Here is a 24,860-nt window from a genome sequence, read left to right on the forward strand (position 1 = left end):
GCTACTAGACTGCGGGGATTGAAGGAGGCAAAAGTCAATGGTCGAAGAAATGAACAATGAAGTAACGGAAATGAAGTCTTTTTCTGTAGGGGATGTTGTAACAGGGAAAGTGACAAAAGTCGAAGATAAACAAGCGTTTGTCGATGTAGGTTTTAAAGTAGATGGCATTGTGCCAATTAGTGAGTTATCAAGTCTACATGTAGAAAAAGTAAGTGATGTTCTTTCAGTTGACGATGAGCTCGATTTAAAAGTTCTAAAATTAGAGGATGATGAGCTAATCCTTTCAAAGCGGGCGGTACAAGCTGAGAAAGCATGGGACGAGCTTCAACAAGCTTACGAGTCTGGCCAAATTCTTGAAGTGGAAGTGGCGGATGTCGTAAAGGGAGGACTCGTTGTCGATGTTGGCGTGCGCGGATTCATCCCTGCTTCTTTAGTAGAACGTCATTTCGTTGAGGATTTTTCAGATTACAAAGGGCGTACATTACGTTTAAAAGTAGCTGAAATTGATAAAGAAAACAATAAGCTTATTCTATCTCAACGTGCCGTTTTGGATGAAGAAGTAGAACAGAAGAAGCGAAATGTTCTCCAAACTTTGAAAACAGGCGATGTTGTTGAAGGAAAAGTACAACGTTTAACAGATTTTGGCGCATTTGTAGATGTAGGTGGTGTTGATGGTTTAGTACATATTTCTCAGCTTGCACACCATCGAGTTGAAAAACCATCTGATGTCGTTAATGAAGGTGATGTTGTTAAGGTAAAGATTTTATCTGTTGATGAAGATAGTGAACGAGTTTCATTGTCTATCAAAGATACATTGCCTGGTCCGTGGGAAAGCTATTCAGGAAAAGTGGCTGCTGGTGATGTAGTTGAAGGTGTCGTAAGACGTCTTGTTTCATTTGGAGCATTTATCGAACTTGCTCCTGGAGTAGAGGGCTTAGTTCACATTTCACAAATTGCGAACCGTCACATCGGCACTCCATCTGAAGTATTAACTGAAGGTGAGAAGGTTGAAGTGAAAGTATTAGATGTGAATATAGAAGAAAAGCGTATTTCCTTAAGTATTCGCGATTTACTAGAGGAAGAGGAGTCTGGGGATGCAGATTACCAAGCTTATGAAGCTTCAAAAGAAGAGGAGTCAGCAGGATTTTCTCTTGGAGATATGATTGGAGATCAATTAAAGAAATATAAGAACTAATTTTATACCATGTAATAAAAATCGGCATCCTTAATAGGTTGCCGATTTTTAATTGGTTAAAAAGGGAGTGTGACTTTAACCTTTATCGAATAACGGTTTAGGGACGTTGTTGCTGCCTAGCTTGATCAGGGCTTTGCATTTTGGTAGAACCTGCGTAATCTAAACTTTGGTCTCGATCAGATTCAACTCGACCGGATTTTTTAAGCTTTTTTTCTTGGCGATCTCTCCCCATGTTATCCCCCTCCTTTATGTAGTATCAAAGAATCGTTTTTATTGTCCCGCAAAATCGTATTTCTATGTATTTTATGGTTAGAACGACTTCACTTCGTCGATACTTAAAAGGAAGGAGGTGGAATAATGGAAGGTGTTTTTATTTATTGGTTTGGCTGGTTACTTTGGGTAGTGATCACCTTTTTTTGGTCAAAATCAAAAGCAAGGTTTTGGAATGCGTTCTCATTACTACTATTTTTCATTTTACTTCCAAAAACGTTAGTGTTTGCCAATACGACTGTTCATCTGGTTTATGTTTTATTTTCCAGCTATTTATTTTGGCAGTTAAATAAGGCGAAAGAATGTAATTTGGTTCATGCCTTTATTGCTTCGATTACTATTGCAGCAGCATATGCTGGCTTTCAAATGATGATGATATTTGATCCGGTTGTAGTGTACATTGATAGTCGTTGGATGATCGGATTAATGACAGGCATTATCTCCTTTTTCTTAGCTGCTACATTAAAGCTTCGATTATTGTTTGCATTTTCGGGTCTAATACAAGGCGAGCTTTTAGCGGGGCTTGTTATGCAACATCATCTTTATATGGATTATAGCATAGGTAGTCTTTATTTCTTTGATATTGTTGCTGTAGTAGGGTGTCTATATAGTGTCGTTTGGGGATTCAAACAGGTTTCTGTTGTGCTTGGTAATCTTGTCGTGAAAGAACCGAAAACGAGTGTGTTAAAGCAAAGTTCATAAAGTAGAAGTCGACAACAATGTAGAAATCAAGTAAAATAAATAAGTTGCAAGAAAAAAATGGATGATTTTACATAGTAAAATAGAAAGGTTGTGACGTTATGACCAAGCCAGTTGTAGCGATAGTCGGACGTCCTAATGTTGGGAAGTCAACGATTTTTAATCGAATAGTAGGAGAACGGGTAGCGATTGTAGAAGATATGCCAGGAGTTACACGTGATCGTATTTATAGTAAGGGGGAATGGTTAAATCGAGAATTTAATTTAATTGATACAGGTGGAATTGAATTAGGAGATGAGCCCTTATTGGTCCAAATGCGTGCCCAAGCAGAACTTGCGATAAAGGAAGCTGATGTAATTATTTTTATCGTTAATGGCCGAGAAGGGATCACAGGTGCCGATCAAGAAGTAGCGAAACTTTTATTCAGATCAGACAAGCCTGTTGTTCTTGGGGTGAATAAAATTGATAATCCTGATATGCAGGAAGAATTATATGAGTTTTATTCATTAGGAATGGACACCCCATATCCAATTTCAGGATCTCACGGATTAGGACTAGGTGATTTACTGGACCAAGTTATTAAGCATTTTCCAGATGAAGAAGAAGATCCGTATGATGAAGATACGATTCGTATTTCATTAATAGGACGCCCTAATGTAGGGAAGTCTTCTATTGTTAATGCGATGCTTGGAGAGGAACGAGTTATCGTAAGCAATATTCCAGGTACAACGAGAGATGCAATTGATACTCCTTTCACACAGGATGATCAAGATTATGTCCTTATTGATACAGCTGGGATGCGGAAACGTGGAAAAGTCTATGAGGCAACTGAGAAATACAGTGTACTGCGTTCTCTTAAGGCGATTGAACGATCAAATGTGGTTCTTGTAGTTATTAATGCAGAAGAAGGCTTAATTGAGCAAGACAAAAAAATCGCAGGTTATGCTCATGAAGCTGGACGTGCAGTCATCATTGTTGTCAACAAATGGGATGCCGTAGCTAAAGATGACAAAACGATGAAGAATTTTGAAACAAAACTTAGAGAAGAGCTTTTGTTTTTAACGTATGCACCGATCTTGTTTGTTTCTGCCAAGACAAAACAACGCCTACATACTGTTTTGCCTATGGTTAAGAAAGTTTCGGAGAATCATCATCTACGAGTTCCTACAAATGTTCTAAATGATATGATTATGGATGCAGTAGCGATGAATCCAACACCAACAGACAAAGGGAAACGACTCAAGATTAATTATGTGACTCAAGTGGCTGTAGAACCGCCGACTTTTGTTTTCTTCGTAAACGAGCCTGAATTAATGCACTTTTCATATGAAAGGTTTCTAGAGAATCGCCTAAGGGCTACATTTAATTTTGAGGGAACCCCAATTAAAATTTTTGCTAGAAAGAAAAATGTTTAACAGGACTTCAAAAAGGGATGCTTCCCTTTTTGAAGCCTAACGTTACTAATGTGATACATGGTGATAGTCACATTACACTGCTTTTGCTAAATTTGTATCTAAGTAGCGAAGGAGCGTTAGAAATGGGGGATGGTTTATGTATTTTATTGGACTTATCATAATTATTTTAATTGGCTATCTTTTAGGCTCTTTAAGTTTTAGCTATATTATTGCAAAAAAGATTAAAAAAGTAGATATAAGGCAACATGGGAGTGGAAATGCAGGGGCTACAAATACATTACGAGTGTTAGGCCTCGGTCCTGCATTACTTGTTTTAGCTCTTGACGTGCTAAAAGGGATTGTAGCAGTGTGGATTGGTGTCGCAGTTGCACCTGATCAATCAGGTTTATACCCAGCATTGGCCGGTCTCGCTGCCATCCTAGGTCATAATTGGCCTATTTATTACGGATTTAGAGGTGGAAAAGGGGTTGCGACAACAATTGGCGTATTAGCAACCGTTGTTTTCTTCCCAGCTTTGTTTGCTGGTATTGTTGCAATTGGAAGTATTGTGATAACAAGGTATGTTTCACTAGGTTCGATATTATTTGCTATATTAACACCAATCTTTGCATTATTTCTCCTTGATTATTATGGTTATCCTGTTATATATGGTTATTTAGCCTTTGTTGTGGCCCTTCTTTCTATTTGGAGGCATCGAACCAATATTAAACGATTGCTTGCTGGAACAGAAAGCAAAATCGGACAGAAATCATAAAAAAGGAGTGAGTCAATTGACTAAGGTTGCTGTTATTGGTGCAGGTAGTTGGGGAACAGCCTTAGCTATGGTATTAGCTGATAATGAATTGGAAGTGAAGATTTGGGCAAGACGTAAGGAGCAAATTGAGGAAATAAATCAGCACCATACTAATTCTAAATATTTGCCTAATGTTGTCTTATCTGATCGGATTACTGGACATGAAAAGCTGAAAGAAACATTAGAAGGTGTCAAAATAGTCCTTCTAGTCGTACCGACAAAGGCCATTCGTGAGACGGTAACTGAGATAAAAAAAGAGTTGCAAGCGCCTGTTACAATTATTCATGCTAGCAAAGGAATTGAACCTGGCACTCATAAACGAATTTCTGAAATGATTGAAGAAGAGTTTGGAGATTCAGATTTATTAAAAGATGTTGTTGTCTTGTCAGGGCCAAGTCATGCTGAAGAAGTAAGTCAGAGACAACCTACTACGGTTACGGTATCTTCAAAAAGTTCAACAGCTTCAGAATTAGCTCAAGATTTGTTTATAAATCAACATTTTCGTGTATATACAAATCCAGACCTTGTAGGTGTTGAGATTGGTGGTGCACTTAAGAATACGATTGCACTTGTGTGTGGTTTAACAAATGGCCTTGGTATGGGTGATAACACAAAAGCGGCTATTATGACTCGCGGATTAGCAGAGATTGCACGAGTAGGAGTGAAACTAGGTGCAAGCCCATTAACATTTGCTGGACTTTCAGGTTTGGGTGATCTTATTGTTACGTGTACGAGTATACACTCAAGAAATTTTCGAGCTGGGTTTATGATAGGACAAGGGAAGACGTTAGATGAAGTATTAAATTCGATGGGGATGGTTGTCGAAGGCATTAGAACTACAAAGGCTGCTTACGAATTGTCAAAAAAGTTACAAGTTGAAATGCCAATTACATCCGCACTTTATGCAGTTTTGTTTGAGGGGCTCAAACCAGAACAGGCAACAGAACGTCTTATGGGACGAGTGAAAAAACATGAAGTGGAACAATTAAATATTGATATATAGTTTGCAAGAGGTGACTAGAAGGTCCGGAAAAAAATCCTTATTAGTCCGAGGGCACTGAAAAATGGTTGATTTGTACCTATTCAGTGCCCTCCAATTTTCTTTTGAAGAAGCTTCTTATGCACCTTCTTCTTATTATCGCATATGATATCGTGATATTACGAAAGAGGGAGGGCGCAACATGTTTCAAAATAATGACTCGTCTTTCATGGACCAAATTCAAAAGAAGACTAATGTAAGACCAGATGAATTATTAAAGCTTGCTAATTCTGTTAGTAGTACAAATCTTAAAGATGAAGCAGCAGTAAGACAGTTAATTGCACAAGTCGCAAAGCTTGCAAACAAACCTGTATCAAAAGAAAAAGAAGATCAAATTGTCAAAGCTATTACAACTAATAATATGCCAATGGACTTTGCTTCACTTGCAAAAATGTTCAATAAAAAATAATTATCCTGTGTAGGCAAAAGCCACAAGCAAATTAGTGGTTCTTGCATATACTTGTAGGGAACGAACATTACTATAGGGCTGTGTTTTAGACGAAGGGTTTCGTCAAGTTGGAGAAGTGTGCCCCCACTTCTTCAACTTTTTTTAATTCAGTTATAAAAGAAAAATCTCTTTGCCTTTAGTCTGTCACCGACAAGTTGGACAAGCTGTGCTATAATGTGATGGGCAAATAGGAAATATGGAGGATGATAGATCGTGTCACAAGCGATGATGAATATGTGGATATCATTTTTTGCGCTTGCGCTTATGTTTGTATCCGCAGGGACAGCTATTTTTAGTCGAGCAAAATTAAAAGGATGGCTTCAAAAGCTCGTATTAGCCTTTTCTTTTATATGTTTGCTCGTTTCTGGGTGGATTGTCTTTCTTATTGTAATTGTTGGACCTACTGCTACTTTATAATAAGAAAGGAGTTGGAGAAGAATGAAAAGATGTAGTTTTGTCTTGTTATCAATAAGTTTATTACTGTTAAGTGGTTGCTTATTTCCAGATGATCAACGAGCTGAGAATCGGATTGCTTATCCCGATCAGCTTCAATCGGTTCAGCATGCTGTAGAGCAATTTCAAACAGATACGGGTGTTTTGCCTATTCGAACATTCGATGAAACCACCTCTCTTTATCAAAGATATATTATAGATTTTAATCAATTAGTTCCAAGGTACTTACAACAACCACCTGGTACTGCATTTGAGAATGGTGGCGTATTTCAATATGTCCTTGTAAATGTTGAGGAGCAACCGGAAATAAAAGTAATAGATTTAACGTCACAGCGAGAAATCCAGCAACTGCAACAACGGTTAAATGATTATATGAGGCAGCATCGTTTTGCTCCCATTGAAGAAATGCTGGATGTTGGGCTTTTTAAGCTTGATCACGAAGCTCTAAATTACAAAGAAGCTCCACATGTTAGAAGCCCTTATCATGATACGTATTTACCATTATTATTAACAAACGATGGTGAGATCATCATTGATTATCAAATTGATTTAAACATGATGCTAAACGAGTATGATCATTCATTCGAAGAAGGCGATGATATTAGGTCATTATTATACGAGCACACACCATTTGTACCTTTACGAAGTGTCCCATACATATTAGATGAAAATGGGGAACCGACCTATGCAATGGAGCTTAGATAAAACAATAGATTTTATGAAGGGCACTGAAAAAGGAAGCCAATTTTTTCGGTCCCAAGGTTTATAAATATTTTTGGTATAATGCTCCTTCCATGCTGATATACATATCAGAGGAAGGGGCATTTTTGTTTTCCCCTTCTCGGTAGCCCAAAAACGAGAATCTTCTAACTTTCTAGTAAAGATTGTCATAAACCTTGTACAACATCATAGATATGATAGTGTCCAAGGTTTTCGGAAAGTAGTTGAGACTCAAATTTTTACTCGATCGGGAGGGGATCACGTGGAAAAGGTTGATATTTTCAAGGATATTGCTGAACGCACTGGCGGCGATATTTATCTAGGAGTTGTAGGTGCGGTTCGAACAGGGAAGTCGACATTCATTAAGAAATTTATGGAACTAGTCGTTCTCCCGAATATTGAAAATGAATCAGAAAAAGCGAGAGCTCAAGATGAGCTTCCGCAAAGTGCAGCAGGAAAAACCATCATGACAACAGAACCAAAATTTGTTCCAAATCAAGCCATTTCCATTCATGTTGACGACGGCTTGGATGTGAATGTTCGTCTCGTTGATTGCGTTGGTTATGCTGTTCCAGGAGCAAAAGGCTACGAGGATGAACATGGACCAAGGATGATTAATACTCCTTGGTATGAGGAACCTATCCCATTTCAAGAAGCAGCGGAAATTGGAACGAGAAAAGTTATTCAAGAGCACTCAACATTAGGTGTTGTCGTTACAACTGATGGTTCAATAGGTGAGATTCCACGTCAAGATTATTTAGAATCAGAGGCGCGTGTTGTAGAGGAATTAAAAGAAGTTGGCAAGCCGTTTATTATGGTTGTAAATAGTGTTAGACCACACCATCCAGATACGGAACAACTTCGAGCTCAGCTCGCTGAAGAATATGACATTCCTTGTCTTGCAATGAGCATTGAAAGCATGACAGATCAAGATATTAACAATGTGCTTCGTGAAGTACTATATGAGTTCCCAGTACATGAGGTTAATGTTAATCTTCCAAGCTGGGTTATGGTGTTAAGAGAAGATCATTGGTTACGTCAAAGCTATGAAGAATCAGTCCGTGAGACGGTTAAAGATATTAAGAGACTTCGCGATGTTGATCGGGTTGTCGGCCAATTTACTGAGTATGAATTTATTGACGATGCACGTTTAGCAGGTATTGAAATGGGGCAAGGGATTGCAGAAATTGACTTGTATGCTCCAGACGACTTATATGACCAAGTGTTAAAAGAAGTGGTCGGTGTGGAGATTAGAGGGAAGGATCATCTCTTACAATTAATGCAAGACTTTGCTCATGCGAAGGAAGAGTACGATCAAGTGGCCGATGCTCTTAGAATGGTGAAACAAACGGGTTACGGAATCGCTGCTCCTGCTCTATCTGATATGAGTCTTGATGAACCAGAAATCATTCGTCAAGGATCAAGATTTGGAGTTAGATTAAAGGCTGTTGCTCCATCGATTCATATGATTAAAGTAGATGTCGAGTCGGAGTTTGCTCCAATTATTGGTACAGAAAAGCAAAGTGAGGAGCTCGTTCGTTACTTAATGCAGGACTTTGAAGAGAATCCACTCTCTATTTGGAATTCAGATATCTTTGGACGTTCTTTAAATTCAATTGTACGAGAAGGGATTTCAGCGAAATTATCCCTTATGCCTGAAAATGCTCGCTATAAGCTGAAAGAAACGTTAGAGCGTATTATTAATGAAGGTTCTGGTGGTTTGATTGCCATTATCCTATAAACATGATATGTCACGTCAAGAAGAACTCCCTAAGGAAGTCACTGAAAGGGTATAACCGACTTTTTCAGTGCCCTCTCCTAAGGGGGTTCTTTTTGCTTTATCCTTCATGTCTATGCTAAGATTTATAGGAGTGCCTTTTCTTGAAATTGCAAACGAGCACTAGTTAATCATGTAACAATTTCACCAAAATGAAGAATAATTAAAATCGAGGATTGAGTTTTTTAGCTGGACAAGAAGCGAAAATTTCTAATCCATGATAAGATAGATCATGTTAGAATAGGTAGTATTGAATTACGTGAGAATAGGAGAGTTGAGATGAGTAATCAAAATGAATTTTTTGTTATAAAAGCAAAAGAAAATGGTGTCAATGTTATTGGCTTAACAAGAGGGTCTGATACTCGATTTCACCATTCTGAAAAACTTGATAAAGGTGAAGTGATGATTGCACAATTCACAGAACACACATCAGCTGTAAAAGTCAGAGGGAAAGCGATTATACAAACGAGTCACGGGACGATGGATACGGAAGAATAATACCTTTTACATAGTAGGTTACTGTAGAACCTATGATATAATTGATGGGGTTTTTAAATAGGCAACTACAACAATGAAGGACGGAATTTGGGGGATTTTTTATGAACAAAAGTAAGTTTAATGAGCAAGTAACAGAAATCAAAAGGAGCTTTTATAGCTTAACTGAGCATCTATATTTGCAATCGTATGTTCCAGAACCTGAAATAGATGACGATAAGGTTCGCTTCCTAATAGCTATGATGTACAATAGATTGCCAATTACAGAAGCAAAAATGTTTACGATTTCAGCATTATTACTTCAAGCTGCATTCGATATGCATGATGAGGTCTCCCTTCATCCAGTTACTTCAGACGAGTTGCGAAAAAAACGACAGCTGACCGTCCTTGCAGGTGACCATTATGTCAGCCTTTTCTATTTTTTGCTGGCGGAAAAAAAGCATGTTCCTATGATCCGGATTTTTGGACAATCGATTCAAGAAATTAGTGAATCAAAAATGAATTTATACGATTTAGAAAATGTTCGTTATGATGCTCTGCAACATACAAGTGCACAAATTGAGTCAGCTTTAATGCAAAATATGGCACACTATTTCGAGCAATTAACATGGAAATCTGTCATAAGAGATTTCTTCTATTTAAAAAAGCTTGTTCGAGAAAAGGCAAATTGGTTAAATGGAGAGGGGAGTGTGCTCATTGATTCCATTCTTCGTGATCGATTACAAGGGGAAGATAAGCTGCAAAGTATTGAAAGAAAGATAGAAGACGTGAAAGATCGACTACTTACAAGCAGCAAAGAACTTAACTCTTATGAGAGCTTTATCATTGAACACGTTGATGAATTATTAGGGCATTCGCCTTATCAAGAGATAGCAGCAGAAGAAGGGTGAGCATGATGACACAAACGAAAGAAGAGCGAGTTCATCAAGTTTTTGAATCAATATATAAAAAATACGATATCATGAACTCGGTTATTAGTTTCCAACGCCATAAAGCTTGGCGAAAGGATACGATGAGAAGGATGAATGTTCAAAAAGGAAATGAAGCGTTAGATGTTTGCTGTGGGACAGCAGATTGGGCGATAGCTTTAGGAGAAGCGGTTGGTCCTAATGGTCACGTGGAAGGCCTAGATTTCAGCAAAAATATGTTGAAGATTGGCCAAGAGAAAGTAGAAGAAAAAAAACTTACTCAAGTTAATTTGCGTCATGGCAATGCCATGGAGCTTCCGTATGAAGATAATCGCTTTGACTTTGTTACAATTGGATTTGGTTTAAGAAATGTTCCAGATTATATGAAGGTGCTACGAGAAATGCATCGTGTCGTAAAGCCAGGTGGAACCGTCGTATGTTTAGAAACGTCTCAACCAACTATTCCAGTTTTTAAGCAGTTATACTTTTTTTATTTTCGCCAAGTTATGCCGGTGTTTGGGAAGCTATTTGCTAAGAGTTATGAGGAATATTCATGGCTTCAAGAATCAACGATGTCATTTCCTGATCGCGAAAAGTTGGCAGAAATGTTTCGTGAGGCAGGATTTGTAGATGTGGAAGTGAAACCTTATTCGGGTGGAGTAGCAGCAATGCATTTAGGGAAAAAAACAATTGGAAACTAGCAGAATTGGAGCAGATATTTCGTGATTAGAAAGTTGAAGATCATCTTAGAAATGATTAAGTTTGAGCACACAGTTTTTGCCTTACCATTTGCTTATTTTGGTGCAATGTTGGGTGGATATATCGTTAATGGGACAATGCCCACGTTCTCTCAATGGATTTGGATTACCGTAGCAATGGTTGGAGCGAGAAGTGCAGCTATGTCATTAAACAGAGTGATTGATGAGCAGATAGATAAACATAACCCGAGGACGGCAACAAGAGCGATCCCTGCAGGTTTAGTTTCAAAAATAGAAGTGTTATTATTTATCATTATTTCATTCGCTTTGCTATTTTATGCAGCCTTTAAGTTAAACATGCTAGCAGTTTATTTATTGCCGGTAGCTGTCTTTTTTCTAGTTATTTATTCATACACGAAACGATTTACATGGATGTGCCATATCATTCTAGGGGTAACGATTGGAATTGCTCCTCTTGGTGGATGGGTTGGTGCAACAGGAACATTGACATGGGAAGCACTTCTTTTGTTTTTAGCTGTTGCATTATGGACGGCTGGATTTGATGTTATTTACGCGACACAGGATGCAGATTATGACAGAGAACATGGTTTATTTTCTATTCCTAGCCGTTTTGGGATTGGACGAGCACTTAAGATTGCTCGTTTTCTGCATGTCATTAGTTTTCTAAGCTTTCTTGGCTTGTTTTTCTTTACTGAACTTGGTTGGTTATACTTTATTGGCGTAATTATTGCTGGTGCGATAATGATTTATGAGCATTCCCTTGTTTCAGAAGATGACCTTTCCAAATTAAACGTAGCCTTTTTCACGATGAACGGGATTTTAAGTATTGTCATGTTCATTTTCGCGATGGGAGATGTACTACTATGAATGAAAGCTTGAGAGGGATTTATACGGTTGGGATTACAGGAGCAAGTGGAGCAATTTATGGTGTTCGTTTAGTTCAACAGCTCCTATCTGAATCTTACAAAGTACACTTAATTTTGACAGAAGCTGCATGGCGTGTATTTCAAGAAGAACTCCTTTTGAATACTGAAGAGCGAGACAGTGTCATTCAAGATTTGTTCGGTAACTATGGCGGCGAACTTCATACACATCATTTGCATGATTATGGGGCGCCAATTGCTAGTGGTTCTTACCAAAACGATGGAATGATTATTATTCCGTGTTCAATGGGTACACTTTCAGGAATTGCTCATGGTGCTTCAGGTAATCTGCTAGAACGTACGGCTGATGTTATGTTAAAAGAAGGTCGTAAACTTGTATTAGTCCCAAGGGAGACCCCTTTAAATCAGCTTCATTTAGAAAATATGTTACGAGTTTCAAAAGTGGGAGCAAAAATTTTGCCTGCTATGCCTGGTTTCTATCATCTGCCTAAGACAATGGATGACCTAGTGAATTTCCTTGTGGGCAAAGCGCTAGATAGCTTAGGTGTAGAGCACGAGTTATTTACACGATGGGGGGAAGAAAGATGAGTGTTGTAATTGGTGAGATCTCCTACACAAATATTTTACCGTTTTTTTATCATTTAGATAAAAAAATGCTTACTGAGTATAACTGTCAATTTGTTCCCCAAGTTCCTGCTCAGTTAAATAATGAAATGTCAAAAGGACGGATTGATATTGGCGGGATCTCTTCATATGCCTATGCTGAAAATGCATCGAGATATACGTTGCTTCCTAATTTATCAGTAACTTCATATGGAGCTGTAAATTCGATTTTTCTTTTCTCAAAAGTGCCGTTACAAGAATTGAATGGGAAGAAAGTTGCTTTAACATGGAGCTCTGCTTCTTCTGTTCACCTTTTAAAAATAATATTGGAGCACTTCCACTTGTTGCAAATCTCATATACGACGATGAATCCCAATGTGAAAAGCATGTTAAAGGATCATGATGCATGTCTGCTAATTGGCGATGACGCCATTGTGGCACGGCGTAAGTATGCAACGTCTCTTTATCATTATGATTTGGGTGAACTGTGGTATGAGAAAACGGGGTTGCCAATGACTTTTGCTGTTTTTGCGGTTAGAAACGAAACATTACGAAATCATCCAAGCTTAGTTGGTCTTATTTATCGTTCATTTCTACAAAGTAAATTAGAAAGTGAATCGAAAAACTATCAGCCGATGATTGCTAATATTTTAAAAACGCATGGTGGCGAGAAGGCATTTTGGGATCATTACTTTCAAAAGCTCTGCAATGACTTTGGTCCAGAGGAGCAAAAGGGATTATCCTATTATTTTGATCTTTTATATCAAATGAATTATTTATCTCAACCAGTGAAAGTGCTACGTATTTGGGATGAGGTTGTAAGTAAATAGTAGAAAGAATACTAATTGACGATTTGACATCGTCGTGATGATATAAGGTGGACAATATGAAACTAGCTGAAATTTATATGCAATTTCAATCAGATATTAATATAATTGAGAAAGAACTTGAAGAAACAGTTCAAGCGAAAAATGATGTCTTGCAAGAGGCAGCAACTCAACTGCTAAGAGCGGGTGGAAAAAGAATTCGGCCTGTTTTTGTTTTGTTGGCAGCGAGGTTTGGCCAATACGATATTAACAAGTTAAAGCACATTGCTGTTCCGCTTGAATTAATTCATATGGGCTCACTTGTTCATGATGATGTGATTGACGATGCTGAACTTAGACGTGGGAAAAAAACAATAAAGTCGCAGTGGGATAATCGTGTCGCGATGTATACCGGTGACTTTATTTTTGGAAAAGCTTTAGAAACGTCAACTTTCTTTGCTAATCCACAAATTCATCAAATTTTATCGAATGCGATGGTAGAAATGTGTCTTGGCGAAATTGAACAAATTAAAGATCAATACAATTGGGGGCAAAACTTCAGGGTTTATTTACGGCGCATTAAACGAAAGACAGCCTTGTTAATCGCTGTAAGTTGTGAGTTAGGTGCGCTCGCAGCAAATGCCGATAGAGATATACAAAGAAACCTTTATCAATTTGGTTACAATGTTGGGATGTCTTTCCAGATTACCGATGATGTATTGGACTTTGTTGGAACAGAAGAACAGTTAGGTAAGCCAGCAGGTGGTGATTTACGACAAGGGAATGTAACGTTGCCTGCGCTATATGCGATGCATTATAATACAGACATTAAACAGCTGATTAAAGAAATGCTCGCAACAAATTATCCTGAAGATATAGATGTTTCTCCGATTTTAGAAGCTATTAAAAATTCAGGAGGAATTGAATATTCTATTTCGATAAGTGATCAATACTTAGAAAAAGCCTATGAAGCACTAGAAAGGTTACCTGATACAAAAGAAAAAACATACTTACGAGAAATTGCAGCATATATTGGCAAGCGCAAATTTTAAGAGGGCACTGAAAAGGTCGGTTTTACAAGGCGACTGAAAAAGGTACGGTTTTACCTTTTTCAGTGGTCTTTAAACAATGAGCGGAACCGTTGCTTTGTCTTAAGCCTGTTATGAGTGGGTTTCTCATAGCAGGCGCGCAACGGGTGGAGCCATTGTTACTTCCTCGAATTTGCTAAAAGAGACTTTTTCAGGGCCTTCGGTTTTACCTTTTCAGTACCCTCTTAGTAATAATGACACTACAATAAATATATAATTTTATTTTTTTATTTAATATGGAAATGATAGTGTTTTCTTTGAAATATTTCACAATCATATTGTGACTGTTCTAGATGTTTGCTATACTAATAGTGGTTTACTACATACTCTGATAGGAGCGATCAACAAATGGAACGTACATATTTAATGGTTAAGCCAGATGGTGTGCAACGTAATTTAATTGGTGAGATTGTATCGCGTTTTGAGAAAAAAGGTTTCACTTTAGTAGGAGCGAAATTAATGACAGTTTCAAAGGAATTAGCTGAAACGCACTACGGTGAACATAAGGAGCGTCCTTTCTTTGGAGAGTTAGTTAACTTTATTACATCAGGTCCTGTTTTTGCAATGGTCTGGGAAGGTGAGAATGTTATTTCTACAGCTCGTACGATGATGGGTTCAACGAATCCTGCTGAAGCGGCTCCAGGGACTATTCGAGGAGATTATGGTGTACAAGTATCAATGAATGTAATTCATGGATCAGATTCACAGGCTAGTGCAGAAAGAGAAATTTCTCTTTTCTTTCATGAACAAGAACTAAATAACTATGAAAAAGAAGTTAGTAAGTGGGTATAATGTAAGCGATTCTAAAAAGCTCGTCCAATTGGATGAGCTTTTTTTGTGGAAGCAAAAGAAGATTGTAGTCCTATTATATTATGAAAGTTTATTGGTTAGAATGTGAATACATGTTACTAGCCTTAGTTTAGCTTGCAAATTATCATAGCAATTTTCAATTATTCGTCGTATGATTAATCCATTACTGAACGAGAGGTTGCATACATGAGTCAAGACTATGAGCATTTTGTATTGAATGTGAAAAAAGAAAACAGCGATTGATCTGTCTTTGTACAAAGAGGCACAAATGAAGCATCGTCTAGAATTTGCGCAGCAAAAAAGGCTATCCAGATTTTTAATCATTTTACCGAGCATTGTCTTGTAATGAGGACCTGTTTAACGAATTTCTTGATAGAATGACAATTAACGTATCTGAATTCTATCGTAATGCAAAGAGGTGGGAAGTGCTCGAAAAGAGGAAATTCAAAAGACTGTTGGATTCAAGTGGCAAAATTTACTTGCCAACCGCTTCGAAAGTCAATAAGATTTAATTATTTGCCGTTATGTTATGATCGATTTTACTGAAGAGGCAAAGAATGAGCTTTACCATAAATTTAGCCGAGCACTAAAGCTTGGTGGAGTATTATTTGTTGGAAGTACAGAACAAATCTTTAATCCGGCTATATATCAATTTGAGCCGGAAGATACGTTTTTTTATAAAAAAATATAGCTTTTAGAATAGGTTATAAAAGTTTCCTTAGACGAATTGGTCTTAGTTTGATAAAATGTCTAAATAATAACGAAATTGTCTAAATTTTTTGAGACAGCACATTATAAACTATGTTATAATTTAACGCATAAAAGCGATAAAGAGAAAAGTGTTGTTGGAATTGGAGGAGTCGAGATGAGATATTTAACAGCTGGTGAGTCACATGGCCCGCAACTAACGACGATAATTGAAGGGGTACCTGCTCAACTTGAGTTAGTAGCGAGTGATATTAATAATGATTTAGCCCGTAGACAAGGAGGGTACGGACGCGGCAGAAGGATGCAGATTGAAAAGGACCAAGTCCAAATTTTAAGCGGAGTTCGCCACGGTAAAACAACAGGTGCACCAATTGCTCTTGTTGTAGAAAATAAAGACTGGACTCATTGGACAAAAATTATGGGTGCAGAACCGATTGGTGAAGAAGAAGAAAAAGAAGTGAAACGTAAATTAACCCGCCCCCGTCCTGGACATGCTGATTTAAATGGGGCGATAAAATATGGACACCGTGACATGCGTAATGTATTAGAACGCTCATCTGCGCGTGAAACAACCGTGCGTGTGGCTGCAGGTGCTGTTGCGAAGAAGATCCTTGCAGCTTTTGGAATTAAAGTAGGAGGACATGTTCTTGAAATCGGTGGGGTAAAAGCGGAAAATGTTCACTATGATTCTGTAGAAGATCTTCAGAAACGTTCAGAAGCGTCACAAGTTCGTTGTTTAGATGAAGAAGCTAGCGTGAAAATGATGGAAGCAATTGATGTAGCCAAAAAAGACGGTGACTCAATTGGGGGTATTGTGGAAGTTGTAGTTGAAAACGTTCCAGTTGGGTTAGGCAGTCACGTTCATTATGATCGTAAGCTTGATGGAAAATTAGCTGCAGCGATTATGAGTATTAATGCTTTTAAAGGAGTCGAAATTGGAATTGGCTTTGAAGCTGCACATTTACCAGGAAGTCAAGTGCATGATGAAATCATTTGGGACGAAGAACATGGTTATAGTCGAAAAACGAATCGCTTAGGTGGGCTAGAAGGTGGAATGACAACAGGTATGCCAATTGTTGTACGAGGTGTTATGAAACCAATTCCTACATTATATAAACCACTTCAAAGTGTAGATATTGAAACGAAAGAGCCATTTGAAGCAAGTATTGAACGCTCTGATAGTTGCGCAGTTCCAGCTGCTTCTGTTGTCGCTGAGTCAGTAATCGCTTGGGAAATTGCCAATGCGTTACTTGAAACTTTCGGTCACGATCAAATTGGTACGATTCAAGAAAATGTTGAACGTCATCAGGCTAAAGCGAGGGAGTTTTAATGAATCACGTTCTAATTGAAGCGAAGTCAAAAACGTATAAAGTTTTTATTGAAACTGGATTACGTTCAAAGATAGGCGAAATGATGGATTTGATTATGGAAAGTCACGTGTCATCTGTACTTATTATTACGGATTCATCTGTCGCACCGCTTTATTTAGATGATGTAGTAGGAAGCTTTCATGAGAAGCTTCCTATTTACACAACGGTTATAAAAAGCGGAGAAGCATCCAAGTCATTTGAAGTTTATGAAGAGGTTATGACTAAGGCCTTAAAAAGTGGATTAGACAGGAAATCTGTCATCGTCGCACTAGGTGGTGGAGTTGTTGGCGATTTAGCAGGGTTTGTAGCTTCTACATATATGCGTGGCATCCGCTTTGTTCAAGTGCCGACTACGTTGTTAGCACATGATAGCAGTGTTGGAGGCAAAGTGGCAATTAATCATCCGCTAGGAAAAAATATGGTAGGGAGCTTCCATCAACCTGAAGCAGTCTTTTATGATACAGAAGCTCTTTATTCGTTACCTGAAAAAGAATGGCGTTCTGGGTTTGCTGAAGTAATTAAACATGGATTTATTCGTAATCATACATTTTTGAATTGGTTACAAGAAGAAGTTACTTCGTTTGAGGAACTTCCTGTAGAGTTAGTTAATCAAATGCTAGAGAAATCCCTAGCTGTTAAAGCGAATATTGTTGCTGAGGATGAGTTGGAATCTGGTGTTCGAGCCTATCTAAATTTCGGGCATACTCTAGCTCATGCGATCGAGTCAGAATCAGGCTATGGAGTTGTAACACATGGAGAAGCTGTAGCTATTGGGATGATTTTTGCTTTGAAACTAAGTGAACAAGTTTTTGAAGTAGACTTAGACGTAAAAAGATATGAAGAATGGTTTAAACAACTAGGTTATAAAACGAAAATATCAAACCAACTGCAAATTTCTAAGCTCGTCACGAAAATGCAAAATGATAAGAAGGCAGAAGCTGGAACGATTCGGATGGTTCTTTTGCGAAAGATCGAAGAGGCGGTATTAATCGAAGTTCCACCTAATACTATTGAACAGTTACTAGTTGAACAGATGGAGGTGGAGATAAATGGTTAGAGGAATACGTGGAGCTATTACAATTGAATCAAATACGGAGAGCGAGATTGTTGAAGCATCAAAAGAACTTGTACAAGTCTTAATTTCGACGAATAACATTGATCCTAAAAGTGTAGCACAAGTACTTTTTACAGTCACCGAGGATGTTACAGCTACTTTTCCGGCTAAAGTATTAAGGGAATTTGACGGCTGGTCATACGTACCAGTTGTTTGTGCACAGGAAATTCCTGTTCCTGGTAGCCTGCCGCTTTGTATTCGAGTATTAATGACGGTCAATACAGACGTTGCTCAAGAAGAGATCGCACATGCTTATTTGCGTGAAGCAACGAAGTTACGACCGGATTTAACCTTGACGAATGATTAAGAAAACGTTAGACTAGGGGCAGATGAGATGAAGAAATGTATTTCTTCAAGCCTAGTTTAGTAATGATTTACGTTAAAAAGAATGAATATTTAGTTTAGTAGAGAATGAGATTGAGTTGAGGAGAGCTGAGTTTAGTTGAGGGATACGTTTATCTATAATCCTCCTAAACGCTTTGTTTAGGAGGTTTTAATTTTATAAAAGAGCCGAATCTAAAGTATACGTTTAGATGAGTTGGCTGGATATACCCCACACCCCTCCCACTCATTTCATTCATTCCCATTAAGGAGTGATTGCAAATGATAACCCCAACTTTTTTAGAATTTGAAAAAGCAGCTGAAGCATTTAATACCATCCCTGTTTTTGAACGTTTTTTTGCTGATGGTTTAACTCCGGTACAGATTGTCCATCAATTAGGTGATCAAGTGTCATTTTTACTAGAAAGTAAGGATGAGCAGTCTTCGTGGTCTAGATACTCCTTTATAGGGTTAAACCCTATGTTGGAATTAATTGAGGAGAAAGGCGTTTATCGTACGTATTCAAAGCATCGTGAAATTGTTCTTGAGAAACAGTCATTTCAAGAAGCGTTTGATGAAACGATGAACTTTCTTAATGTTCAACCGTTAAATATACCAATTCCTTTTCGCGGCGGCGCGGTAGGTTATATGAGCTATGATGCAATTGAGACGATTGAACCAACACTTGCTACAAGTAGCGAAGAAAGGTTAGCTCATTATCAATTTTTATTTTGTCAAACATTAATCGCCTATGATCATCAAAATAAAGAATTATCCGTATTAGTTCATGCTAGACCTAACGAAGAAGAATCATTAGTTACTACGTATCATTCTGCAAGAGCAGAAATAAAGCGAATTTCTTCGCTATTAGAACAACCAGTTAATGCATTAATGTTAAAAAACGTCCCCAAAACGGATGAAGAAGTGTCTTTTGAGAACGTTACTTCGAACTATGAAAAGGATGCGTTTTTGTCAGATGTAAAGAAAATAAAGGATTACATTTTAGCTGGAGATGTTTTTCAAACAGTACTTTCACAGCGATTTGAGATGAGTGTGTCGGCTTCTGCACTTGAAGTATATCGCGTACTAAGAATGGTGAATCCGTCCCCTTACTTGTTCTATTTAAAGTTTGATGAGATGGAAGTGGTAGGAAGTTCTCCAGAAAGGCTCGTTCAAGTGCAGGATGGTCATGTAGAAATTCATCCTATCGCTGGAACGAGAAAAAGAGGTCAAAATGAAAAAGAGGATCAACAACTTGCGGAGGATTTATTAGCAGATGAAAAAGAACGTGCTGAACATTATATGCTTGTTGACTTAGCTAGAAATGATGTCGGGCGAATCGCTGAATATGGATCTGTTAAAACACCTACAATGCTTTCGATCGAACGATTCTCACATGTTATGCATATTGTTTCAAAAGTAACTGGAAGACTTCGACAAGGGACAAAACCGTTAGAAGCATTAATGGCATCTTTTCCAGCAGGCACTGTTTCAGGAGCCCCCAAAATTCGCGCAATGGAAATATTACAGGAGCTAGAGCCAACGAAAAGAGGCGTATATGCAGGGGCGATTGGTTATCTTGGTTACGATGGCAACATCGATTCATGTATTGCGATTCGAACGATGGTTATTAAAAATAAAAAGGCGTATATACAAGCAGGAGCGGGAATTGTTGCTGATTCCGTACCAGAGAAAGAATATGAGGAAACGCAAAATAAGGCGAAAGCACTAATTCGAGCTGTACAATTAGCTGAAAAAATGTTCGGGGAAAAGGGGGTAACCACTCATGCTTAAAGATATTCTACGTTCATGCATGGATGGACACACAATGACAGAAGCAGAAGCAGAGAAAGCAATGAATGAAATTATGCAAGGATCTGCAACTCCTAGTCAAATTGCGAGCCTATTAACGCTCATGCGCTTTCGCGGGGAAACAGTTGATGAAATGACAGGATTTGCTCGTGCGATGCGTGCACACTCTCTTCGTTTGGAAACAGATGATATTCCAGTAGTTGATACATGTGGAACAGGTGGAGACGATCTAAGTACATTTAATATCTCAACTGCTTCTGCGATTGTTTTATCGGCTATGGGCGTACCAGTAGCTAAGCATGGCAATCGTGCGGTTTCTTCTAAGAGTGGAAGTGCAGATGTATTAGAGGAGCTTTCTATTCCAACCCAACATAATAAGGAAGAAGCGAGAAGTGCTCTGTTAAATTCCAATCTTTGCTTTTTATTTGCACCGCTATATCATCAATCAATGAAGCATGCCGTTACACCTAGAAAGGAAATTGGGTTTCGAACGATTTTTAATTTGTTGGGACCTATAACTAATCCAGCTGGAGCAAAGCATCAGCTAATTGGTGTGTACGACCATGAATTTGCAAAGAAATTAGCCGACACACTAGTAAGGTTGGGGACAACTAAGACATTACTTGTAACCGGTGGAGAAGGCTTGGACGAATTATCAATCACAACGGAGTCAACTGTTATTGAGGTAAATGGAGACGAACAAAAAATTTATACAATTTCACCTGAAGATGTCGGCTTGAAAAGAGGAAATTTGGAGGATATTCAAGTACGAACACCTCAGGAAAGTGCCTTGCTGATTAAAGAGATCTTAAAGGGGGAAGCAAACACTTCGGCTTACGGAATTGTTGCGTTTAATGCCGCTGCTGCGCTATATACGACCAATCGGGTGAATTCCATTCAAGAAGGTGTGAAAGAAGTACAAAACGCCATTGAATCAGGCAAGGTGTATCGTCACTATCAATCACTGCAAAAGGAGAAACAGCAATATGCTTGAGAAAATATTAGAAACGAAACGTGAAGAAATTGAACAATTAATCATGCCGGAATATGAGGAAGTACCACACTTCTCATTATATAAAGCTTTAAACAATTCGAAGCGCTCCACGGGTCTAATTGCAGAAGTGAAGAAGGCGTCTCCTTCAAAAGGAATTATTTGTGAGGATTTTAATCCCGTAGAGATTGCTAAAGGGTATGAAAAAGGCGGAGCAGATGCAATTTCTGTGTTAACGGATGTTACCTATTTCAAAGGACACCGTGATTATCTTTCTGCTATAAAAAAAGAAGTACATCTACCTGTGATGAGAAAAGACTTTATTATTGATAAAAATCAAGTAGAAGAAACTCGGAATATCGGTGCAGATGCGATGCTACTTATTGTAGGTACAGTTCCAATTAAAGAGTTAAAAGTCTTATATGATTATGCCTATAGCATTGGGTTAGAATGTTTAGTCGAAGTTCACGCAAAAGGAGAATTAGAAGAACTTCTTTCTTGCTTTGCTCCGAAGATCATTGGCGTTAACAATCGTAATTTAAAAACGTTTGAAACATCCTTAACCCAAACGGAAGATATGGCTACACTTATTCCTGAAGGTAGTTTATTTGTTAGCGAAAGTGGCATTCACACAAGTGATGATATTAAGCGAGTTAAAAAAGCAGGAGCAGCTGGCGTACTAGTTGGAGAATCATTAATGAGAGCTAAATCGCCTGAAAAAGGAATTGAAACGTTGTTTGGAGGAGAAGCCATTGCAGCCTCTTCTTAAATTATGTGGAAATCACTCCGTTCACGATACGACAGTAACACTGGCTAGTAGTGCAGATTATATTGGATTTGTGTTTGCGAAGAGCAAAAGGCAGGTTGTCCGCGAACAAGTACTAGAGTGGCTACGTGAGTGTGAATGCAAGAATAATAAAAAACTCGTCGCCCTTTTTGTGAATGAATCTGTAAAGTCAATTTTAGAATCAATTCACGATCTCCCGCTTGATGTGATTCAATGCCATGGGAATGAATCAGCAGAAGAAGTAAAAGAACTTAAAGAACAAATTGATATTCCAATTTGGAAAGCCATTCATCATCATCAAGATGCGATCAAACTCATGCAAAGTTATGAAGGGATCGTCTCAGGTTATATCGTTGACTGTAAGGTGGGGGACCAGTGGGGAGGAACGGGCGTATCATTTGATTGGGACTACATCCCTTTTTATTTAGAAGAAGGGAAAAGACAAGGAGTTCCGGTTTTCATTGCTGGGGGAATTCGCCCAGGAAATGTCGAGAAAGTTTTACAATACCGTCCAGATGGAATCGATGTTTCAAGTGGTATTGAAGAAAGTGGTAAGAAATCTAGGGAACTTATTAGGCAGCTAGAAGAAAGGATGAAGCGAAATGGCAACAATGTATCCAGATAAACGAGGACGCTTCGGTGAATTCGGTGGAAAGTATGTTCCGGAAACCTTGATGAGTGTCATTGAAGAACTAGAGCAGGCTTTAGATGAAGCAAGTGCAGATGAATTTTTTGCCAAAGAGTACCTTACTCATTTACAAGAATATGCAGGTAGACCGACGGCTTTATCGTATGCGGAAAATTTGACTCAATCATTAGGAGGAGCCAAAATTTATTTGAAACGCGAAGACCTCTTACATACGGGGGCACATAAGCTTAATAATGCGATGGGTCAGGCGTTGCTTGCGAAAAAAATGGGGAAGACGAAAATCGTTGCAGAGACAGGCGCAGGGCAGCATGGGGTTGCCTCTGCGACCATTGCAGCAAAATTTGGTCTTGATTGTAAAGTGTTTATGGGTGCAGAAGATATGGAGAGACAGGCTCTAAATGTTTTCCGGATGGAATTACTAGGCGCAGAAGTCGTGCCTGCAACTTCAGGTAGCCAAACTTTAAAAGACGCAACAAATGAAGCCATTCGTTATTGGGTAGCAAACGCAGAGGACACATTTTATTTAATTGGTTCCGTTGTCGGACCTCATCCTTATCCGAAGATGGTTCGTGATTTTCAACGTATTATTGGAGATGAGGCGAAAAAGCAGTTTGTAGAAAGAGTTGGTCAGCTGCCGACAGAAATTATTGCATGTGTTGGTGGTGGAAGTAACGCGATTGGGATGTTTTATCCGTTTCTTGAAGATGCAGTTAAATTAATTGGAGTTGAAGCTGCAGGCTTAGGGGTGGAATCGGATAAACATGCTGCAACAATGACTCATGGAAGAAAGGGAGTTATACACGGGTCACTTACTTATTTATTACAGGATGAAGCAGGGCAAATTACAGAACCGTATTCCATTTCTGCTGGCCTTGATTATCCTGGTGTAGGTCCAGAACATGCTTACTTAGCGAGTAGTGGACGTGTGTCCTATGAAGCAGTTACTGATCAACAAGCGTTAGATGCATTAAAGTTGTTATCTGAAACAGAAGGTATCATACCAGCAATTGAATCAGCGCATGCTTTAGCAAAAGCATTTGAACGTGCAAAAGAGTTGACACCAGATGACTCTATTCTCGTTTGCTTATCAGGTAGAGGAGACAAAGATGTTCATACATTAATGAAGCATTTTAGAGGTGATTCAAATGGCGAATAAGCGAATGGAAGTAACTACAAGTACCGAGCAATCATTGTTTATTCCGTTTATTACAGCTGGTGATCCATCGGCTGATGCAACAATCGAAATAGCTCTAACATTAGAAGAAGCTGGAGCTAGTATTTTAGAGTTAGGAATTCCGTATTCAGACCCTCTCGCTGATGGACCAACGATTCAAGCTGCATCAAAGCGTTCCTTAAAAGGTGGCATGTCTTTAGAAGCGGCCTTAAAACTTGTCCCTGAAATGAGAAAGCGTGGGTTAACGATCCCTGTAATTATTTTTACTTATTTTAATCCATTGTTGCAGTACGGGGAAGAACGGTTTGTAAATGAAGCAGCGGAGCTAGGTATTGATGGATTGTTAGTACCAGATCTTCCTTTTGAAGAAAGTGAATATTTAGATAAGCTTTGTGAAGAGAATCATTTATCGCTCATCTCGCTCGTTGCTCCAACTTCTAAGCAACGAATGATAAAGATTGCAGAACGTGCAAAAGGGTTTTTATATTGCGTGTCTTCATTAGGAGTAACAGGTGTTCGGAATGAACTAGATCCACGAGTATATGACTTTTTAAAAACTGTACGTGAAGCTAGCAAGATTCCAACGGCAGTTGGGTTCGGAATTTCTTCGAATGAACAAGTGAAAGCGATGAAACAACATGCTGGTGGCGTTGTAGTTGGAAGTGCCCTAGTCTCTGTTATTGGAGAACAGGAGGAAGCATTGCGAAATAAAGAAACAAGACCAGCAGCACTTCAGGAAATAAAAAAGTTTGTCACTTCGCTCATTTCGTCGTAACATAATAGAGAGATGCATATTTTGATAAGATGAGGTG

General features: G+C 38.5%; 27 protein-coding genes and 1 pseudogene. 27 read left to right on the forward strand and 1 reads right to left on the reverse strand.

The window, feature by feature from the left end:
- Positions 1-37 precede the first annotated feature (37 nt).
- The gene (gene rpsA / locus SAY88_RS05675; protein WP_332630078.1) at positions 38-1,195 is read left to right on the forward strand and encodes a 30S ribosomal protein S1; all 1,158 of its coding nucleotides are present in this window, start codon (positions 38-40) and stop codon (positions 1,193-1,195) included.
- Positions 1,196-1,292: 97 nt separating this feature from the next.
- Here rpsA and SAY88_RS05680 read toward each other — a convergent pair whose 3' ends face one another.
- Positions 1,293-1,427, reverse strand: coding sequence for a YpzI family protein (locus tag SAY88_RS05680; protein ID WP_250094827.1), 135 nt, complete (start codon positions 1,425-1,427; stop codon positions 1,293-1,295).
- 125 nt (positions 1,428-1,552) lie between these two features.
- On the opposite strand from SAY88_RS05680, the gene SAY88_RS05685 reads away from it, so the two are divergent.
- The 26 genes and pseudogenes from SAY88_RS05685 (at position 1,553) to trpA (ending at position 24,823) form a co-directional block, all read left to right on the forward strand.
- Positions 1,553-2,167 (forward strand): YphA family membrane protein, encoded by a 615-nt coding sequence (locus SAY88_RS05685; RefSeq protein WP_332630080.1) that lies wholly within the window; start codon positions 1,553-1,555, stop codon positions 2,165-2,167.
- Between the two features lie 98 nt (positions 2,168-2,265).
- The gene (der, locus tag SAY88_RS05690) at positions 2,266-3,579 is read left to right on the forward strand and encodes a ribosome biogenesis GTPase Der (protein WP_250094829.1); all 1,314 of its coding nucleotides are present in this window, start codon (positions 2,266-2,268) and stop codon (positions 3,577-3,579) included.
- A 136-nt stretch (positions 3,580-3,715) separates the two neighbouring features.
- Positions 3,716-4,333, forward strand: coding sequence for a glycerol-3-phosphate 1-O-acyltransferase PlsY (gene plsY / locus SAY88_RS05695; protein ID WP_332630082.1), 618 nt, complete (start codon positions 3,716-3,718; stop codon positions 4,331-4,333).
- 16 nt (positions 4,334-4,349) lie between these two features.
- Complete coding sequence (locus SAY88_RS05700; RefSeq protein WP_332630084.1) at positions 4,350-5,375, forward strand: NAD(P)H-dependent glycerol-3-phosphate dehydrogenase; 1,026 nt, start codon at positions 4,350-4,352, stop codon at positions 5,373-5,375.
- A 178-nt stretch (positions 5,376-5,553) separates the two neighbouring features.
- Entirely contained in the window at positions 5,554-5,820 is a 267-nt protein-coding gene (locus tag SAY88_RS05705; RefSeq protein ID WP_332630085.1) for a stage VI sporulation protein F, read from the forward strand.
- Positions 5,821-6,072: 252 nt separating this feature from the next.
- Complete coding sequence (locus tag SAY88_RS05710; protein WP_250094833.1) at positions 6,073-6,276, forward strand: DUF2768 domain-containing protein; 204 nt, start codon at positions 6,073-6,075, stop codon at positions 6,274-6,276.
- A 21-nt stretch (positions 6,277-6,297) separates the two neighbouring features.
- On the forward strand, positions 6,298-7,017 hold the full coding sequence (locus SAY88_RS05715; protein WP_332630088.1) for a hypothetical protein: 720 nt from the start codon (positions 6,298-6,300) through the stop codon (positions 7,015-7,017).
- A gap of 277 nt (positions 7,018-7,294) precedes the next feature.
- Positions 7,295-8,773, forward strand: coding sequence for a stage IV sporulation protein A (spoIVA, locus tag SAY88_RS05720; protein WP_250094835.1), 1,479 nt, complete (start codon positions 7,295-7,297; stop codon positions 8,771-8,773).
- A 315-nt stretch (positions 8,774-9,088) separates the two neighbouring features.
- On the forward strand, positions 9,089-9,307 hold the full coding sequence (gene mtrB, locus SAY88_RS05725) for a trp RNA-binding attenuation protein MtrB (protein ID WP_034628532.1): 219 nt from the start codon (positions 9,089-9,091) through the stop codon (positions 9,305-9,307).
- Between the two features lie 101 nt (positions 9,308-9,408).
- On the forward strand, positions 9,409-10,194 hold the full coding sequence (locus SAY88_RS05730) for a heptaprenyl diphosphate synthase component 1 (protein ID WP_332630090.1): 786 nt from the start codon (positions 9,409-9,411) through the stop codon (positions 10,192-10,194).
- A 5-nt stretch (positions 10,195-10,199) separates the two neighbouring features.
- The gene (gene menG, locus SAY88_RS05735) at positions 10,200-10,913 is read left to right on the forward strand and encodes a demethylmenaquinone methyltransferase (protein WP_332630312.1); all 714 of its coding nucleotides are present in this window, start codon (positions 10,200-10,202) and stop codon (positions 10,911-10,913) included.
- 21 nt (positions 10,914-10,934) lie between these two features.
- Positions 10,935-11,798: a UbiA-like polyprenyltransferase gene (locus SAY88_RS05740; RefSeq protein ID WP_332630091.1), complete on the forward strand. Its 864-nt coding sequence runs from the start codon at positions 10,935-10,937 to the stop codon at positions 11,796-11,798.
- Complete coding sequence (locus SAY88_RS05745; RefSeq protein ID WP_332630093.1) at positions 11,795-12,403, forward strand: UbiX family flavin prenyltransferase; 609 nt, start codon at positions 11,795-11,797, stop codon at positions 12,401-12,403. Before SAY88_RS05740 ends, SAY88_RS05745 begins: the two co-directional genes overlap by 4 nt.
- A complete protein-coding gene (locus tag SAY88_RS05750) occupies positions 12,400-13,248 on the forward strand; it encodes a menaquinone biosynthesis protein (RefSeq protein WP_332630094.1) in 849 nt (282 codons plus the stop codon). The genes SAY88_RS05745 and SAY88_RS05750 overlap by 4 nt, the downstream gene beginning before the upstream one ends.
- A gap of 56 nt (positions 13,249-13,304) precedes the next feature.
- Entirely contained in the window at positions 13,305-14,276 is a 972-nt protein-coding gene (gene hepT / locus SAY88_RS05755) for a heptaprenyl diphosphate synthase component II (RefSeq protein WP_332630096.1), read from the forward strand.
- Between the two features lie 384 nt (positions 14,277-14,660).
- Positions 14,661-15,104, forward strand: a complete 444-nt coding sequence (gene ndk, locus SAY88_RS05760) for a nucleoside-diphosphate kinase (protein WP_332630098.1) — start codon at positions 14,661-14,663, stop codon at positions 15,102-15,104.
- A gap of 204 nt (positions 15,105-15,308) precedes the next feature.
- Positions 15,309-15,813 (forward strand): annotated as a pseudogene (locus SAY88_RS05765) (CheR family methyltransferase).
- A gap of 174 nt (positions 15,814-15,987) precedes the next feature.
- Positions 15,988-17,160, forward strand: coding sequence for a chorismate synthase (gene aroC, locus SAY88_RS05770; RefSeq protein ID WP_332630100.1), 1,173 nt, complete (start codon positions 15,988-15,990; stop codon positions 17,158-17,160).
- Positions 17,160-18,257, forward strand: a complete 1,098-nt coding sequence (gene aroB / locus SAY88_RS05775; RefSeq protein WP_332630102.1) for a 3-dehydroquinate synthase — start codon at positions 17,160-17,162, stop codon at positions 18,255-18,257. Before aroC ends, aroB begins: the two co-directional genes overlap by 1 nt.
- A complete protein-coding gene (aroH, locus tag SAY88_RS05780; RefSeq protein WP_332630104.1) occupies positions 18,250-18,621 on the forward strand; it encodes a chorismate mutase in 372 nt (123 codons plus the stop codon). Before aroB ends, aroH begins: the two co-directional genes overlap by 8 nt.
- 296 nt (positions 18,622-18,917) lie before the next feature.
- Positions 18,918-20,429 (forward strand): anthranilate synthase component I, encoded by a 1,512-nt coding sequence (gene trpE, locus SAY88_RS05785; protein WP_332630105.1) that lies wholly within the window; start codon positions 18,918-18,920, stop codon positions 20,427-20,429.
- On the forward strand, positions 20,422-21,441 hold the full coding sequence (gene trpD / locus SAY88_RS05790; RefSeq protein WP_332630107.1) for an anthranilate phosphoribosyltransferase: 1,020 nt from the start codon (positions 20,422-20,424) through the stop codon (positions 21,439-21,441). Before trpE ends, trpD begins: the two co-directional genes overlap by 8 nt.
- Positions 21,434-22,207, forward strand: a complete 774-nt coding sequence (trpC, locus tag SAY88_RS05795) for an indole-3-glycerol phosphate synthase TrpC (protein WP_332630109.1) — start codon at positions 21,434-21,436, stop codon at positions 22,205-22,207. The genes trpD and trpC overlap by 8 nt, the downstream gene beginning before the upstream one ends.
- Positions 22,191-22,850 (forward strand): phosphoribosylanthranilate isomerase, encoded by a 660-nt coding sequence (locus SAY88_RS05800; protein ID WP_332630110.1) that lies wholly within the window; start codon positions 22,191-22,193, stop codon positions 22,848-22,850. Before trpC ends, SAY88_RS05800 begins: the two co-directional genes overlap by 17 nt.
- Entirely contained in the window at positions 22,828-24,030 is a 1,203-nt protein-coding gene (gene trpB / locus SAY88_RS05805; RefSeq protein WP_332630112.1) for a tryptophan synthase subunit beta, read from the forward strand. The genes SAY88_RS05800 and trpB overlap by 23 nt, the downstream gene beginning before the upstream one ends.
- Complete coding sequence (gene trpA / locus SAY88_RS05810) at positions 24,020-24,823, forward strand: tryptophan synthase subunit alpha (protein WP_332630114.1); 804 nt, start codon at positions 24,020-24,022, stop codon at positions 24,821-24,823. Before trpB ends, trpA begins: the two co-directional genes overlap by 11 nt.
- The last annotated feature ends 37 nt before the right edge of the window (positions 24,824-24,860 follow it).

This window comes from Halalkalibacter flavus, assembly GCF_036663575.1.
GTDB lineage: Bacteria > Bacillota > Bacilli > Bacillales > Bacillaceae_D > Halalkalibacter > Halalkalibacter flavus.